The organism is Halorubrum kocurii JCM 14978, assembly GCF_000337355.1.
Classification (GTDB): domain Archaea; phylum Halobacteriota; class Halobacteria; order Halobacteriales; family Haloferacaceae; genus Halorubrum; species Halorubrum kocurii.
On record NZ_AOJH01000068.1, the window covers coordinates 133006 to 145978 of the forward strand.

At 68.9% G+C, this 12973-nt stretch carries 15 protein-coding genes; 8 read left to right on the forward strand and 7 right to left on the reverse strand.

Translation table 11 applies throughout. From position 1 onward, the window contains the following. Positions 1-87: 87 nt before the first annotated feature. Complete coding sequence (locus C468_RS11030; RefSeq protein ID WP_049912183.1) at positions 88-1326, reverse strand: helix-turn-helix transcriptional regulator; 1239 nt, start codon at positions 1324-1326, stop codon at positions 88-90. 152 nt (positions 1327-1478) lie between these two features. Between C468_RS11030 and C468_RS11035 the strand changes: the two genes are divergently transcribed. Next, on the forward strand, positions 1479-2768 hold the full coding sequence (locus tag C468_RS11035) for an Ig-like domain-containing protein (RefSeq protein ID WP_008848970.1): 1290 nt from the start codon (positions 1479-1481) through the stop codon (positions 2766-2768). Between the two features lie 176 nt (positions 2769-2944). Continuing rightward, positions 2945-3379 carry a type IV pilin N-terminal domain-containing protein gene (locus C468_RS11040; RefSeq protein ID WP_049912188.1) on the forward strand — a complete coding sequence of 145 codons (435 nt, stop codon included), beginning with the start codon at positions 2945-2947 and terminating at the stop codon, positions 3377-3379. 37 nt (positions 3380-3416) lie between these two features. Here C468_RS11040 and C468_RS11045 read toward each other — a convergent pair whose 3' ends face one another. After that, positions 3417-4040 carry a methyltransferase domain-containing protein gene (locus tag C468_RS11045; protein WP_008848972.1) on the reverse strand — a complete coding sequence of 208 codons (624 nt, stop codon included), beginning with the start codon at positions 4038-4040 and terminating at the stop codon, positions 3417-3419. Positions 4041-4162: 122 nt separating this feature from the next. Here C468_RS11045 and C468_RS11050 point away from each other — a divergent pair, with 122 nt between their 5' ends. Beyond that, positions 4163-5008, forward strand: a complete 846-nt coding sequence (locus C468_RS11050) for a DUF6663 family protein (RefSeq protein ID WP_008848973.1) — start codon at positions 4163-4165, stop codon at positions 5006-5008. 17 nt (positions 5009-5025) lie between these two features. On the opposite strand, the gene C468_RS11055 is transcribed toward C468_RS11050, so the two are convergent. Then, a complete protein-coding gene (locus tag C468_RS11055; protein WP_008848974.1) occupies positions 5026-6000 on the reverse strand; it encodes a C-terminal binding protein in 975 nt (324 codons plus the stop codon). 181 nt (positions 6001-6181) lie between these two features. On the opposite strand from C468_RS11055, the gene C468_RS11060 reads away from it, so the two are divergent. Continuing rightward, on the forward strand, positions 6182-6502 hold the full coding sequence (locus tag C468_RS11060; protein ID WP_449272019.1) for a DUF7536 family protein: 321 nt from the start codon (positions 6182-6184) through the stop codon (positions 6500-6502). A gap of 12 nt (positions 6503-6514) precedes the next feature. Here the strand turns inward: C468_RS11060 and C468_RS11065 are convergent, their stop codons facing one another. Next, the gene (locus C468_RS11065) at positions 6515-6796 is read right to left on the reverse strand and encodes a MarR family transcriptional regulator (protein ID WP_008848976.1); all 282 of its coding nucleotides are present in this window, start codon (positions 6794-6796) and stop codon (positions 6515-6517) included. Between the two features lie 350 nt (positions 6797-7146). Between C468_RS11065 and C468_RS11070 the strand changes: the two genes are divergently transcribed. The 3 genes from C468_RS11070 (at position 7147) to C468_RS11080 (ending at position 9655) form a co-directional block, all read left to right on the forward strand. Then, the gene (locus C468_RS11070) at positions 7147-7455 is read left to right on the forward strand and encodes an EMC6-like membrane protein (RefSeq protein WP_008848977.1); all 309 of its coding nucleotides are present in this window, start codon (positions 7147-7149) and stop codon (positions 7453-7455) included. 1 nt (position 7456) lies between these two features. Further along, the gene (locus tag C468_RS11075; protein ID WP_008848978.1) at positions 7457-9277 is read left to right on the forward strand and encodes a ribosome biogenesis/translation initiation ATPase RLI; all 1821 of its coding nucleotides are present in this window, start codon (positions 7457-7459) and stop codon (positions 9275-9277) included. A 111-nt stretch (positions 9278-9388) separates the two neighbouring features. Further along, a complete protein-coding gene (locus C468_RS11080; RefSeq protein ID WP_004049300.1) occupies positions 9389-9655 on the forward strand; it encodes an HAH_0734 family protein in 267 nt (88 codons plus the stop codon). Positions 9656-9670: 15 nt separating this feature from the next. Here C468_RS11080 and C468_RS11085 read toward each other — a convergent pair whose 3' ends face one another. From C468_RS11085 to C468_RS11095, 3 genes are all read right to left on the reverse strand, one after another. Further along, entirely contained in the window at positions 9671-10276 is a 606-nt protein-coding gene (locus C468_RS11085; protein WP_008848979.1) for an L-threonylcarbamoyladenylate synthase, read from the reverse strand. 76 nt (positions 10277-10352) lie between these two features. Continuing rightward, the gene (locus C468_RS11090; RefSeq protein ID WP_008848980.1) at positions 10353-10862 is read right to left on the reverse strand and encodes a redoxin domain-containing protein; all 510 of its coding nucleotides are present in this window, start codon (positions 10860-10862) and stop codon (positions 10353-10355) included. Position 10863: 1 nt separating this feature from the next. Further along, positions 10864-11124, reverse strand: a complete 261-nt coding sequence (locus tag C468_RS11095) for a glutaredoxin family protein (RefSeq protein ID WP_008848981.1) — start codon at positions 11122-11124, stop codon at positions 10864-10866. Between the two features lie 209 nt (positions 11125-11333). On the opposite strand from C468_RS11095, the gene C468_RS11100 reads away from it, so the two are divergent. Continuing rightward, entirely contained in the window at positions 11334-12731 is a 1398-nt protein-coding gene (locus C468_RS11100; protein ID WP_049912184.1) for a hemolysin family protein, read from the forward strand. The last annotated feature ends 242 nt before the right edge of the window (positions 12732-12973 follow it).

Consider the following 12973-nt stretch of genomic DNA (forward strand, 5'->3'; position numbering starts at 1 on the left):
GTTCCCTCCCGGCCCGATCTCTCGCCGCCGGTCTCAGTGCGCAATCTCTCGCTGTCGGCCTCAGCGCGCAATCTCTCGTCGTCGGCCTCAGCGCGCCGTCTCGTCGTCGCTCTCAGAACCGCCGTCTTCACCGCTCTCGCCCTCCTCGTCGGGGATCGAGATCAGGTTCTCGCGCCCGAGGCGAAGCTTCTCCACGCGGCCCGACTCGGCCATCGCGGAAAGCAGCTGTGACACCTTCGCGTCCGACCACCCGGTCTCGGCGACGATGTCGGCCTGTCGCATCCGGCCGCCGTTGTCCTCCAGGAGGCGTTCGACTCGCTCCTCGTCGGACAGCAGGGAGAGGTCTTCCTCCTCTTCGCCCGCCGCGTCGCCGCCGGCCTCCGGCCCGCCGCTCGCGGGGGCCGGGTCACCGGACCGGCCGGCCGCCGCGTCGCCGTGCCCGGGGATGGCGTGTTCTCCTCCGTCGCCGCCGCCGTTGGCGCTCTCGCCCGCTGCGGGGCCGCCGTCTCTCCGCCGATAGCCCACGACGCTCCCGGCGATGAGCACCGCTGCGACGACGATCGCGGCGGTGATCATCGTCCACGGGGGCGCGGTACCCGCCGGCGCGTAGACGACCGTGACCCGCTCGTCCTCCTCGAAGGTGCGCGGCCCCTCGATGATCACGGCGTTGTCGCTCAGCCGGTCCGTGGCGCCCGAGGTACCGGTGACGGTGTACCCGTCCGGCGTCGCCACTTCGATCGTCTGTCCCTCCTCCAGCGAGAGCAGCCACGTGCCGCCGTCGGGGGTCGTCAGCGCGTCGCCCAGAAGCAGATTCTCGCCGTCTGCCTCGAGGAACGCGGTCCAGACGAACGTCAGCCGGAGCTCGCCGACCGCCGTCGTCTCGTCGCCCGCCACCTCGAACGACGAGGAATCGTCGTGGACGACGACCTCGCGGTCGACGTCTTCGATCCGCATCGTCCGGTCGACGTTCCGGCTGGCCTCCCGCGCGAACCCCTCGAACAGCGCTGCGTCGGGCCCGATCTCGCCGTCGCGGAACCTGTCGCCGGTCGCGTCGAACGCCGCCCGGTCGACGTCGTCGCTGAGCGCGTACCTGACGGAGACGGTCCACCGAGCGTCGCGGTCCGGCGTCGGTTCGATGCGGATCCGCGTCGCCGTGGTCGGGTCGATCGGTTCGTCGATCTGTTCGCCGACCGACGGGTCGAGGGCGTCGAGGGAGGACGTAGTCGAGGGCGAGGGCGCGCCCCCCGAGACGGGGGCGGCGACGCTCGCGACGAGCGCGACGGCCACCAACCCGACAAGGAGAGCGCGAGACGGGGCGTTCCGCATACAGATCAGCGCACTCAGGCGCCAGCCAAAACGCTTTCCATCGCCCATTTTGCCCGCCGACGGGGGCGACGACCCGATCGGACCCGGACTGCGACGGGTGGCGCCGGTCCGTTGAGGTGGATTTTTTATATCCCGACGCGAACCGAACTGGTATGAGAGCCCTCCCGATCACCCTCGCACTGCTGCTTCTACTCGCACCGGTCGCCGGCGCGGTGTCGCCGGCGGCCGTCGCGGGGGCGGTGGCCGAACCGGCTTCCGAGGGGACCGCCGTCGGGCTCGACGGTCCCGACGGGGCCCCCGACAGCCCGCAGGTCGATCCGGCGAACCTCACCTTCCGGACGCTCTCCACGCCGAGCGACGTCGACACACGCTTCGGGTCCGGTGACCGGGGCGCGAACCTCGGGTCGTCGATCGGGTTCGCCGTCGACGAGACCGACGCCGCCATGCAGACCGCGGCGGCCGTCGAGCGGATCGAGGCCGCCGAGACGAACACGGAACGGCAGCGTCGGATACTCGCGGCGATCAACCGCGTCGAGCGCGACGAGGTGACGCTCAGCAGCAGACAGACCGAGGTGTTCAGGGCCCACGCGTCCGGTAACCTCTCCGACCGAGAGCTCCTCGACGAGCTCGTTCGCATCGCCGCGACCGCCCGCGAGTACGACCAGCGGCTCGACGAGCTCGACGCGCTCGCCGCGGAGACAGACGGATTCAGCTCCCCGACCCGACTCGACGAGCTCCAGGTCGCGCTGCAGGTCTACGAGGGGCCCGTCCGCGAACACGCCCTCTCGGCCGCGCGCGGTGAGGTGTCGGCCAGCGAGGTGTACGTCGAGTCGAGCGACCGGTCGGTCGTCCTGGCGACGATCGTCGACGGGGAGTACGTCCGCGAGTCCTTCCGGCTCGACCGGTGGGACCGCGGGGGCGGCGCGATCGGTAACGACGAGGCGATCGAGATCACGTCGGCCGCATATCCGGAGACGGTGTCGCTCCGCGAGCCGGACGCCTTCGGGGCCGGCTCGGTCCAGCGGATCACCGTCCCACACGAGTTCGGGCTCCTCCGCACCTTCGTCAGCGGCGGCACGAGACAGGTGTTCGTGGAGCACCAGCGGATCGCGCTCGACGCGTTCCCCGACACCGAGTCCGTCTCCGAGCGCGGCGACGGCTTCAACGTCACCGTCGACCGCAGCTACGCCGGCGGCCCGGTGACCGTGACCGTTCGCGACGAGGAGACGGGGGAACCCGTTCCCGACGTCACCGTCACGAAGAGCGTCGGGGGCGACGACAGTCGAGCGATCGGCACTACCGACGCGAACGGCGCTGTCAGGACGCTCTCGCCCGCGGAGTCCTACCGCGTCACCGTCGTCGACGAGCCCCGCGCCGTCTTCGTCGACGGCCTCGACCCCATCGCGACGCCGCGTCCGGTCGACGACGGCGAGCGGGAGTAGGGCCCGCAGCCGGTCCCGAGGTTTTTCCCGGATCCCGCGGCAGCCCCTCCGTGCTAATCGACACTGCGACTGGTCCGGCGCGTGACCCGGCTGCTGGCCCCGACTCCCCGACCGAGTCCCTCGCGTCGCGACCGACCGCCGACCGGTTCGACCGCTCCGAGCGCGCGCTCACACCGATCGCCGGCGTCCTGCTCCTCGCCATCACGGTCGTGCTCGCGGGCGGCGTCGTGACCGCGACGATCGACGCACCACCCGAGCCGGCGCCGACGGCCTCGCTGTCGCTGTCGGCGACCGACGACCGGGTCACGGTCACGCACCGCGGCGGCGACGCGCTCGACGTGAGCGAACTGGACGTTCGGGTGCGGGTCGACGGAGAGCCGCTCGCCCGGCAGCCGCCGGTCCCGTTCTTCTCGGCGGCGGGGTTTCGTCCCGGCCCAACCGGCGCGTTCAACGCTGCGACCGACGGCGACTGGCGCGTCGGGGCGTCGGCGTCGTTCCAGGTCGCGGACACGAACGGCCCGACCCTCGAACCCGGCCGGACGGTGACGGTCGAAGTCTCAGTCGACGGGCTGCCCGTCGCGACGCTGGAGACGGTCGTCGACTCACGATAAGCGACGGGAGGCGAGCGTTCAGACCGACTGCCGCCCGCTACTCCTCGGGAACCCGAGCGACCGTCGTGATCGCTCGCGGGCTCCGCGGTGTCGACTGTTGGATGTGGTGTTCGTACGTCTCGTAGCCGGCCGCCTCGAACATCCGGTCCGCCTCGTCCTCGTCGTAGAAGAGCATGATCGCGTCGGCGACCCGCTGGAAGACGCGGTTGTGCGGGTAGTCGGGACCGACGACGAGCACCTGACCGCCGGGCTTCGCGACGCGACGGAGCTCTCGGAGTCCCTCGATCGGGTTCGGCCAGTACTCGATCGACCCCGAGGACCAGACGACGTCGAAGGTGTCGTCGCGGAACGGGAGGCGCTCGGCGTCGCCGCGGTAGAAGTTCACGCGGTCGCGTTTCCCGAACTTCTCGAACGCCTTCTCCATCTGGTGGACGCTCTGGTCGAGCCCGTGGACGTCGTCGGCGTGCTCGAGCAGCCCCTCGGTGCCGAACCCGGTGCCACAGCCCACGTCGAGCACTTTCGGGTCGTCGCCGAACTCCAGCCACGAGAGCGCCTCGGCGCGCATCTCCTCGTTCCAGTTGAACCAGTTGATCTTGTCGTACACCTTCGAGAGATACTTGTAGAACACCCGGGCGTTCGACTTGTCCTCGAGGATCCCCATTTACCGTTTCTTTGGGTCGCCCGCCCCATAACGACACGGATCCCGGGCGGCCATACACGCCGTATCCGCGACGCGCGCTCCCGTTCCGACCGGCTTTTCCGCTCGCCGCCCGACCGTCGGGTATGGAACCGACGACGAGCGGCCGCTTCCGCGTCCACGACCGTCGCCCGCGCCCCGACATCGATGGGACCGGTCCGTCCGACCCGCCCGAGGAGTTCGTCCTCGTCGAGCATCCGGAGGGGCCGATCGACCCGACCGCTCCCGACGCCGAAGACCGGTTCGACCCGCTGTACGCCGCCGCGGAGGGGTACGACGCCGACCTCGCCGACCGCGTTGCGTCGCTGGAGCCGGGGTTCGTCGTCGACGCGACGCTGGCGTGGACCGACGGCTCGGCCCGGTTCGCCGGCGTTGAGGTCGTCCGCGAGAGCCGATTCCGCTTCGCGGACGACGTGGAGGGGATGTTCGAGGCGGCCGTCGACGCGTGGGACCAGATCCGGTCGGCCGGCGAGGCGGTCGGCTCGATCACGACCCGGTCGAACGACGGCGAACCGAACGGCGCGCTGTACCTGTTCGCGGACGCGCCGGGAAGCGACGCGTTCGCCGACCTCCGGGCGGGCCGGCTCCCGATCGAGCCGCTGGTCGCGCGCGTCAACGAGTCGCGGGAGGACGACGCCCCCCGCGAGGTGTTCGTCCTCCGGCCCGCCGCACACGACTTCGTCGCCGTCTACGTCGTCTTCGACCGCGAGGGCGTGCTGGCCCAGACGGTGCGCGACACCTACGACCTCGGGCCCGGGCTCGCGGCGGGCCTCGACGACGGCGCGCTCGACGCGGCGAAGGCCGGATCGGGCGCGAGCGGCAAGGGTGAGAACGGAGAGAGCGGAGAGGACGGGGAGAGCGGAGAGGACGGGGAGAGCGGAGAGGACGGGGAGAGCGGAGAGGACGGCTTCGACGCGCTCGATCGGCTGTAAGTCCCGCGCCCCCCGGCTTAGAGCCAGTCGGCGTCCGGATCGACTCGACCGTCGGGCGTCTCGCCGTTGAGCACGGCGGCCACGTCGGCGGCGCCGCTCCGGTTCAGATCGTCGCGCGCCTCCTCGCTGTACCACGCGGCGTGCGGCGTGACGAGCGTGTCGTCGCGGCCGACGAGCGGATCGTCCTCGGGCGGTTCCTCTGCGAGCACGTCGAGGCCGGCGCCCTTGATCGACCCCGCCTCGAGCGCGTCGAGCAGCGCGTCGGCGTCGACGACCGGGCCGCGACTCACGTTGACGACCACCGAGTCCTCGTCGAGGCGACCGAGCGCGTCGGCGTCGACCATCCCGCGGGTCGCGTCCGTCAGGGGCGCGTAGACGCCGACGTGGTCGGCTCGGTCGAACAGCTCGTCGAACGAGGCCTTCTCGACGCCGTACTCGGCCATCTCAGCCGCTTCGACGAACGGGTCGTAGGCGACGAGGTCGGCGTCGAACCCCGAGAGCTGCTCGGCCGCGCGCTGCGCGATCGGTCCGAACGAGACGAACCCGATGGTCGAGGCGCTCACGCGGCGGATCGGCCGCCCGGCCTCCCAGCTCCAGCCGCCGGCAGCGACCCGGTCGTCGTATCCCTTCAGCGAGCGGAGGCAGGCGAAGAGCAGCGAGACGGAGTGCGTCGCCACCTCGTCGGTGCAGTAGTCGGGGACGCGGGTGACGGTGACGCCGTTCGCGGCGGCGGCCTCGACGTCGATGTTGTCCACGCCGACCGCGGACCGGACGACCACCCGGAGGTCCAGCGCGTCGAGCGCCTCGGCCGTGACCGGCGTGTTGATGTCGGTCACGACCGCGTCGGCGCCGGCCGCGGCTTCGCTCAGGTTCTCGGTCGATCCGAGCTCGGCGACGTCGATGTCGACGGGCTCGTCGACCGCCTGACTGAGGACGTCGCGGTACATCTCCGGGTCGATCATCGGGAACGCCGACAGCACGACTCTGGCCATGTCCGCCCGTATGATCTCTTCCTACTTGACGGCTTTCTCGCGTTTTCAGGTCCTGAGACACCGATATTCGATCGTGACAATCCGTCTCTCAGCCATCGATCGGGTTGCGCTCCGAGTTGCGCCCGTCGAGTTGTGCTCCGAAATTCGATGGCTCTTTGCGCGCGCGCTCGCTAGGGCGCTCGTGAGCGAAGACAGTCGATCCGACGGATCGAGTAAACCACCGATGCTCGTGCTCCTGGAGTCGCTGGCGTTCTACCGGAACGTCCGCGTCGGGCTCGTTTCCGGTGCGACCCTCGCCGTCCTGCTGTACGCGGTCCGGACGCTGGAGCTGCTCGGGCCGGTGATCGACGCCCGAGACTACCCCCTGTTCGGTCCGGACGTCTGGTTCCTGCTGCTGGCGTTCGTGCTGGCAGCGACGTTCGCGCTCCTCGTCGCGGTCGCGCTCACCGTCGCCGAGGCCGCGCGCGGAGCGCGAGACGTATCCGCAGAGAGCGGCCGGTAGGGAGACGCGAAGTCAGTCGGCGGTACAGGAGGCGTCGCGCTCGTCGCCAGTGAACTCCTGGGCCGGCTCCGTGAGCTTGTAGAGGTTCTGTCTGGCGTCCGCGAAGTACACGTCCTCGTCGACGACGTCGATTCCCTCCAAGCGTTCGAGCGCGTAGCGGACGGTTCGAGCCGACAACATCGACTCTTGGACGATCCCCTTCTGGGTCAACGGCCCGTTGTACTCGAGCACTTTGAAGACGAGCTTAGCGCTCGGCGGGAGGTCGTCGAGCCCCTCCGTTTGGGTTCCTTCCATCGTTACGAATCGAAACCGCACACCATCATAAATGTTGATGCGTCACCCCTCGTAACCGGCCGTTTCGCCGCATATACCAGAATTTATTGCCGATTGTCGCCGCCATAAGCAGCAATATATTCCGGTATATCTGCGCTAGACTGACTAGTCAGTCAGCGACGGCGCTCGCGCGCGCTCTCCCGGCGACCGTCTGTGGTGTTCGTCCGGGGGTCGTCTCCGGCCCCGCCAGCCGCGGACGGAGTCCCGACCGCGCGGCGCCAGTCGACGGGACCGGTTCGACCGGTGGCGCTCCGAGACGGCCCGCCGGACGGAACGAACGGCTTTTCACGTGCGCTCGCGGATCGACTGGTATGAGCGACGACTCGGGGATATCGGGCCATACCCGAAGCGTGGTCGTCACGACGATCTGCAGTCTCGCGGGGATCGCTGCCGGCGTCATCTCGGCCGTGTACGTCGGGACGGACCCGGTCGACGCCGCCAGCACCACCGTCGTGCTGGTGATGGGCGCGTTCGTGCTCGCCCAGTACCCGCTGTACAAGCTGATCGGCGTCGGCGACTTCGGAGTCAAGGACAACCTCTACGTGGCGTTTCTGACGTTCACGCTGTGGTTCATCAGCTACACCGTGCTTGCGACGGCCGGCGTCGAACTGGGTGTCTGAGATGGCGGACGACAGCATCGCCGTGGTCGACCTCGATCGGTGTCAGCCCGACCGGTGTAACTACGAGTGTGCGAACTACTGCCCGCCCAACCGGACGGGGAAGGAGTGTATCACCGAGCGCGGAGAAGACGCCGCAGAGGGCGACCCGGACCAGATCCATATCTCCGAGGAGATCTGTCTCGGCGAGACCTGCGGTATCTGCGTCGAGAAATGCCCGTTCGATGCGATCGAGATCATCAACCTCCCCTCCGAGCTTGACGAGGCGCCCGTCCACCGCTACGGCGACAACGCCTTCTCGCTGTACGGGCTCCCGACCCCCGAACCGGGCAACGTCACTGGCATCCTCGGTCCGAACGGGATCGGGAAGTCGACGGCGGTCCACGCGCTCGCCGGCGAGATGGTCCCGAATCTCGGTGACTACGAGACCGACGGCGACTGGGACCGCGTGCTCGACCGGTTCCGCGGCACCGGGCTGCAGAACTACCTCAAATCGCTGAAGGAGGGCGACGTCACCGTGGCCCGCAAGCCGCAGTACGTCGACCAGATCCCGAACCAGTTCGACGGCAACACCCGTGAGCTGCTGGAGCGAACCGACGAGCGCGGCGCGCTCGACGAGCTGATCGACCGGCTCAACATCCGCCCGGTGATGGACCAAGACATCGACTCCATCTCCGGCGGCGAGCTCCAGCGCGTCGCCATCGCGGCGTGTCTCGCGCGCGACGCCGACTTCTACTTCCTCGACGAGATCACGCCCTACCTCGACATCGGCCAGCGCATGATCGTCGCCCGGCTCATCCGCGAGCTCGCGGACGACGACGCCGCCGACCGCTCGATGCTCGTCGTCGAGCACGACCTCGCCATTCTTGACCTCCTCGCCGACACCCTGCACGTCGCGTACGGGGAGCCCGGCGCGTACGGGGTCGTCACGGACCCCAAGTCGGTCCGCAACGGGATCAACGAGTACCTGAAGGGGTACCTCGACAACGAGAACATGCGGATCCGGCCGTCCGCGATCACCTTCGAGGAGCACGCCCCGCGGGTGTCCTCGCGCGGCGAGACGCTGATCGAGTACCCCGACCTCTCGAAGTCGTACGGCGACGGCGAGTTCGAACTGCACGTCGAGGGCGGCGCGATCAACCGCTCCGAGGTGCTCGGCATCGTCGGGCCGAACGGGATCGGGAAGTCGACGCTCGCGAAGCTGTTCGCCGGCTCGCTGGAGCCGGACGAGGGCGAACTCGACTTCGAGCTCGACATCGCGTACAAGCCGCAGTACATCGAGATCGACCAGCCGATGCGCGTCGACGCGTTCCTCTCTTCCATCACCGACGAGTTCGGCAGCTCCTACTGGAACACGGAGGTCGCCCAGCCGCTCCAGCTCGACCGCGTGATGGAGCAGAACCTCTCGGACCTCTCGGGCGGGGAGCGACAGCGCGTCGCCATCGCGGCGTGTCTCTCCGAGGACGCCGACCTGTACCTCCTCGACGAGCCCTCCGCGCACCTCGACGTGGAACAGCGGGTGCGCGCGACGACTGCCATTCGCCGCTACGCGGAGAACCACGACGCGACCGTGATGGTGATCGACCACGACATCTACATGATCGATCTCCTCGCGGACCGCCTGATGGTGTTCGACGGCGAGCCGGCCGAGCGCGGGCACGCGACCCCGCCGCAGGAGATGCGCGACGGGATGAACGAGTTCCTCGCCGACCTCGACATCACCTTCCGCCGCGACGAGCGGACGGGTCGCCCCCGGATCAACAAGCCGGGCTCGCAGCTCGACAGCTCGCAGAAGCGCGACGGCGAGTACTACTACTCCACGTGAGCCGTCCGACCGTTCCCCCCGCCGTATCGCTCCGCCGTCCGCGTCCGCTTTTCGACCCCACCGATCCGCCGTATCGAAGCGATTAAGCACGGAACCCGCAAACGACGGGGTATGCAACACCTCATCATTCGCGGCGACCCCGGGATCCGGCGGGACGCGGTGATCGAGTACGAGGGCGAGGAGCTGGTGTGTTTCGGGATCAACGTCCAAGGCGGTTGGCACGGCCCGGACGAGCCCCAGCTCTGGTGTACCGTCGGCACCGAGGACGAGCGCGAGGCCTACGACAAACGCGAGTACGTCCCCCACTGGCTCGACGTCGACACGATCGACGCCGAGGAGCTCGACGTCATCAAAGCGAAGGGCGAGCTGTCGGTCTAGCGAGCGTCGACTCTTCTACCCGTCCACCGGCGGATCGTCCAGCCACGCCTCGATAGCGCCGGCCATCGCGCCCCGGCGGTGGACCGTCCTCGCCTCGGGGTCGACGACCGTGCTTTCGGTGCCGGGCGTCTCGCCGTCGTCGATCACGGCGGCGACCCCCTCGCGGATCCGGTCGTCGAGGTCGTCGGGGTGCGTGACGCTCCCGCACCCGGAGACGTTTGCGCTGGTCGCGGTGAGCGGCCCGGTCTCTCGGAGCAGGTCGCGGGCGATCGGGTGGTCCGGCACGCGGATCCCGACTCGGTCGCGCCCGCCGGTGAGCGCGTCCGGGACCATGTCGCCGCGGTCGACGACCACGGTCACGGGGCCGGGCAAGAACGCCCGGGCGAACGCGACCGCGAACTCGGTGGGCTCGGTGTAGCGAAGCGCGGCGTCGACGCTCGGCACCCCGAGCGAGAGCGGGTTCGAGCGCTCTCGGCCCTTCAGCTCGAACACCCGTTCGACGGCGGCGGGGTCGAGCGCGTCGCCCCCGAGCCCGTACACCGTCTCCGTCGGATAAACCACGAGGCCGCCCTCGGCGACGGCCTCGGCGGCTCGTCGAAGGGTATCGCTGTCGTTCGTCACGGCTTCCCGTTCGCGTCGGTCGTGAAAAAGGGTGACGAGTAGGGCAACGCGGAACGGCCGGCCGCCTCGTTCCGACTCAGTCGACGAGCCGGTCGACCGCGTCGTCGATCGCCTCCGCGTCCGGGAACTCGGGGTGCTCGCTCGCGACCCACGCGAACTCGACGGTTCGGTCGGCGTCGAGGAGGAAGACGGCCGGCCGCGACTCGGTGATCCCTGTCATGCCGTCGATGTCGTGGGCGAGGCCGTACTCCTCGATCACGCCCGCGCCGGGGTCGGAGAAGATCCGGACGCCGTCTGCGCGCTCGGCGAGGAGGCGCTTGTGGGCGTACGGCGTGGAGACGGAGAGGCCGATCACGTCGAGGTCGTCGGCCCAGCCGTGGTCGTCGACCGTGTTGTAGAGGTACGTCCCCTGGAAGGCGCCGTCCATCGGGTGGAACAGCAGGAGCGTCGGTCCGTCGACGACGTCGCCGAGCGCGCGGTCCTCCCAGTACTCGTCGTCGACGAGGGGCCGGGTGAAGTCGGGTGCCGTGTCGCCCTCGGCGACGTGATCCGTTTCGGGCAGGGAGACGACGTCGAAGTCGACCATCTCAGGCACCCCCCTCGCCGTAGGTTCCCTGCAGGTACTCGACGATGTTCGCGCTCTCGGACATCGTCACGCCCGTCTCGCGGTCGACGATGGCGGGGACGCTGCGCGCGCCGGAGACACGCTTGACGACGTTGCGCTCGGAGTGCATCGGCTCGACGTACCGCGACCGGTACTCCAGCCCGAGCTCGTTCAACACGCGGACGACGCGCTCGCAGAAGGGACACGCCTGCAGGCGGTACAGGGTGATCGACGGTTCGCTCATGTGCGGGGATTCGGCCGCGGGACGTGTAATCGTGTCGACCCCGGCACGGAGCGCGTCGCGGCCAGCGACGCGTCGACGGCGCGGGATCGTCCAGCGACGCGTCGACGGCGCGGGATCGTCAGGCGTCGCGGGCGCATCGTCGGATCGTCCAGCGACGCGGACGATCGAAGGTAATCCTTTAACCATCAGCCGACGGAAGACGAATGAACATGGGCTTGTCGTCAAGCACGCTGACGGCCGATCTGCTACAGCTGCCGATGCCGGGGGACAACGTGGTGATCGCCCTCGGTGTCCTCGCAATCGCGGTGTTGATCGGTCTGTCCGCGTTCTTCTCCTCCTCGGAGATCGCGATGTTCTCGTTGCCGCAGCACCGCGTCGACAGCCTCGTCGACGAGGGCGTCACGGGCGCGAAGACGATCCAGGAGATGAAGGAGAACCCGCACCGCCTGCTGGTGACGATCCTCGTCGGCAACAACATCGTCAACGTCGCGATGACGTCCATCGCGACCGCGCTGTTCGGCTTCTTCCTCTCCAGCGGTCAGTCCGTGCTGGCGACGACGTTCGGGATCACGACGCTGGTGTTGATCTTCGGCGAGAGCGCGCCCAAGTCCTACGCCGTCGAGAACACCGAGTCGTGGGCGCTCCGGATCGCCCGTCCGCTGAAGGCCTCCGAATACGCGCTGTACCCGCTCGTGGTCCTGTTCGACTACATCGTGAAGGGGGTCAACCAGGTCATCGGCGGCTCGGCGGCGATCGAGTCGACGTACGTCACCCGCGACGAGATCCAGGACATCATCGAGACGGGCGAGCGCGAGGGGGTCATCGAGGAGGAGGAGCGGGAGATGCTCGACCGCATCTTCCGGTTCAACAACACCATCGCCAAGGAGGTGATGACGCCGCGCCTCGACGTCACCGCGGTCGCGAAGGAGTCGTCGGTCGAGGAGGCGATCGAGACGTGCATCCAGGCCGACCACGAGCGCGTCCCCGTCTACGAGGGGAACCTCGACAACATCATCGGCGTGGTGACCGTTCGCGATCTGGTCCGCGAGCTCCGCTACTCCGAGGGCGAGCCCTCGCTGGCGCGGGTCGTCAAGCCGACCCTGCACGTCCCCGAGTCGAAGAACGCGGACGAGCTGCTCGCCGAGATGCAGGACAACCGCCTCCAGATGGTCACCGTCATCGACGAGTTCGGGACCACCGAGGGGATCATCACCTTAGAGGATATGGTCGAGGAGATCGTCGGCGAGATCCTGGAGGGCGACGAGGAGGCGCCGGTCGAGTTCGTCGAGGAGAACGTCGCCGTCGTCCAGGGGGAGGTGAACATCGACGAGGTCAACGAGATCCTCGGGATCGACCTCCCTGAGGGCGAGGAGTTCGAGACGCTCGCCGGCTTCGTCTTCAACCGCGCCGGCCGGCTCGTCGAGGAGGGCGAGGAGATCGAGTTCGACGGCGTCCGGATCCGCATCGAGCGCGTGGACAACACCCGGATCATGTCGGCTCGCGTGACCGTGCTCGACGGCGCGGACGAGTCGGTCGAGCCGGTCGGCGAGGGCGGGGCGGCGGCGTCGGGCGACGAGCCCGAGGCGACCCCCAACGACGCGGAGTAGTCGTCGGACGCGAACGGTTGGTTGAGGGAGTGCGGTTTTCGCGGTTCTGTCGGCAAGCTGTGAGTGATCGGTAACTGCGGATCAGCGGTGGTAGCCGCCGAAGCCCAGCCGCTCGTTTATAAACAGTTTCCGACGCCGGATCGACGACCAACACCGCCAAAGCCCCAGCCTCGCGGCTGCCCTTTTATCCCACCCCGCACAGCACCGCTCCGCACCTCACGCCTCCCCAGCCTCGTCGCTCG

Coding starts and splice junctions, on each gene's coding strand:
- C468_RS11030 (WP_049912183.1), bottom strand. CDS start 1,326: ATGCGGAACGCCCCGTCTCGCGCTCTCCTTGTCGGGTTGGTGGCCGTC.
- C468_RS11035 (WP_008848970.1), top strand. CDS start 1,479: ATGAGAGCCCTCCCGATCACCCTCGCACTGCTGCTTCTACTCGCACCG.
- C468_RS11045 (WP_008848972.1), bottom strand. CDS start 4,040: ATGGGGATCCTCGAGGACAAGTCGAACGCCCGGGTGTTCTACAAGTAT.
- C468_RS11050 (WP_008848973.1), top strand. CDS start 4,163: ATGGAACCGACGACGAGCGGCCGCTTCCGCGTCCACGACCGTCGCCCG.
- C468_RS11055 (WP_008848974.1), bottom strand. CDS start 6,000: ATGGCCAGAGTCGTGCTGTCGGCGTTCCCGATGATCGACCCGGAGATG.
- C468_RS11065 (WP_008848976.1), bottom strand. CDS start 6,796: ATGGAAGGAACCCAAACGGAGGGGCTCGACGACCTCCCGCCGAGCGCT.
- C468_RS11070 (WP_008848977.1), top strand. CDS start 7,147: ATGAGCGACGACTCGGGGATATCGGGCCATACCCGAAGCGTGGTCGTC.
- C468_RS11075 (WP_008848978.1), top strand. CDS start 7,457: ATGGCGGACGACAGCATCGCCGTGGTCGACCTCGATCGGTGTCAGCCC.
- C468_RS11080 (WP_004049300.1), top strand. CDS start 9,389: ATGCAACACCTCATCATTCGCGGCGACCCCGGGATCCGGCGGGACGCG.
- C468_RS11090 (WP_008848980.1), bottom strand. CDS start 10,862: ATGGTCGACTTCGACGTCGTCTCCCTGCCCGAAACGGATCACGTCGCC.
- C468_RS11095 (WP_008848981.1), bottom strand. CDS start 11,124: ATGAGCGAACCGTCGATCACCCTGTACCGCCTGCAGGCGTGTCCCTTC.
- C468_RS11100 (WP_049912184.1), top strand. CDS start 11,334: ATGGGCTTGTCGTCAAGCACGCTGACGGCCGATCTGCTACAGCTGCCG.